Here is a 2,083-nt window from a genome sequence, read left to right as displayed (position 1 = left end):
TATTTTTTAGGTTTTTTGACATAAGCCCCATGACCTGTTGAATAGCCCATTTGACATCGTAGAGAATATATTAACGGTGGAGGCAAATAAAGGGACGTGTATAGAATGTGCCCTAAAAACTGCCCTGAGGGACCTTCAGGATGGGAAAATGGCCAGTGAAACCAATACTATTATAATAATCACAGACGGGGAGGACAAGGTGAATATGCAGGATTATTTCAGAAAAGAAAATGAAACTAAACTGATAACAGTTATGATAAATGGCTATAACGAGGGGCTTAAAAAAATAAGCACCACATATATGGATGCAAAATTAAGTGAATCGGGTGCTTTAGAATTGCTTGGCCTTGCAAGGTCAGTTTAATTTTTAGAACCTGCGAGGGAAAACATTCACGGGCAAGTATTAAAATATTTCCTGCCAGAAATTTAGATAAACTATCTCACATACTATCCTCAGCTAAATCTTCGAAGATTCTCATTTTTGCCTCCATTATCCACAACCAACACAATTTTATAAGAACACATTGCCTATTTCAGGAACCTCTCTAAAGGCACCAATGTTCTTGAGCACATACCTGTCTTAGCACAATCAGGATATACTTTATTCATCTCAGAACCAATCGGAACACAGAGGCGTTCCCAACCTCTCATAGAGGATTTTATTGAAGGATTTTCCATCATGCTCTCTGTTTCAGAAACAGTGTATACTTTGCAATTCATTTACTCCCTGAAGGCTGGAGTTATCTTCCTCCAATGGCCGTAAAATAACCTGTGCCTGATAAATGATACGTAAAAACATATACCAGATTAAAATGCCTTATGGATGGGAAAAGCGTATATAGTTGGATGCGGCCCCGGAAACAAAGATTTGCTTACAGTTAAGGCCGTAAAAATTATTGGAGAGGCGGATACCATAATTTATGACCATCTTGTTAATCCTGAAATTCTCGACTATGCCCGGCAGGGTGCACGTAGAATCTATGTGGGCAAAAAACCCTATGTAAAAAGGATATCACAGGAGGAAATAAACAGAATAATCGTGGATGAAACATTGAAATTCCAGATGGTTGTAAGGCTGAAGGGAGGCGACCCATTCATGTTCGGCCGCGGTGGCGAGGAAATAGAAGAGCTAATAAAGAATAATATTGAGTATGAAATTGTTCCAGGCATTTCGTCACTCATAGCTGTACCTGAATCCGCAGGGATACCACTGACCCACAGAAATGTAAACCACGGAATACTGGTCACTACCGGCAACAATGTAGAAAACCTCAATATACCTGATTGCAGGACTTTTAAATGCAGGATGTATACCATGGTTATATTTATGGGTGCACATAATCTCAAGGGCATAATAGCCACACTTCTTTCTGCAGGCTATGACCCATCTTTGCCCATAGCATTGATAGAAAACGGAACATACAATTATCAGAAGACTTTTACCGGAAAACTGGGAAATATAAACTATACTTATAATGAATCCCCATCACTTATAGTAATCGGAGACGTTGTGCCATATCATGAAATATTCTGCCAGTCTGAAAACAGAAAATATTCCGGCAAAATCATAACGATATTTTATGATCTTTGCGCTCCAGACACTGGCTATCTGGAGAGTATGGGATTCACTGTATTCAAAATTAGGTCCGCTGACGTGTTTCCTGGAGATATTTCCACAACAGCTCTTTACGGTAAAAATATCGCATGTGATGGCCGTTTTACCAGTATATTGATGGATATATTCAAGTCCAGCGGCTTTGATCTGAGATGGTTAGGCAAAATCGCAACCGATTCCACTGGAAAAATCTTGCTACAAAAATATGGCATCTTTGATGTCTGTGATATATCCAGAGCAGACAGCAGTTACATAAAAATTGGATTTACGAACCAGGGTGAACTCCAGGCGGCCAAATTGAGGCCTGTAGAGATGGGCAGTTACATGGAGGATTATATTTCAAAATCAGATCTTATAATAATTGGAAGCCAGTCAGATAATTTGCCTGATGGTATCCACATTCCTGATAAAACAGGTATAATAAGGGTAAAGTATCCCTATAAAAACTTAAATAGTGTGGTCATGTCT

The 2,083-nt window shown here is 39.1% G+C and carries 2 protein-coding genes; both read left to right on the top strand.

Annotated elements, in window-relative coordinates; all coding sequences use genetic code 11:
* Window positions 1-76 precede the first annotated feature (76 nt).
* Window positions 77-364, top strand: coding sequence for a hypothetical protein (locus tag AMDU4_RS13505; RefSeq protein ID WP_290705539.1), 288 nt, complete (start codon window positions 77-79; stop codon window positions 362-364).
* Window positions 365-823: 459 nt separating this feature from the next.
* Window positions 824-2,083 (top strand): uroporphyrinogen-III C-methyltransferase (gene cobA / locus AMDU4_RS13500; protein WP_021788488.1); only part of this gene is annotated, 1,260 nt, incomplete at its 3' end.

Source organism: Ferroplasma sp. Type II, assembly GCF_000496155.1.
The sequence above is the reverse complement of the archived record's forward strand: the minus strand, read 5'-3'. Positions and strand labels throughout refer to the sequence as shown.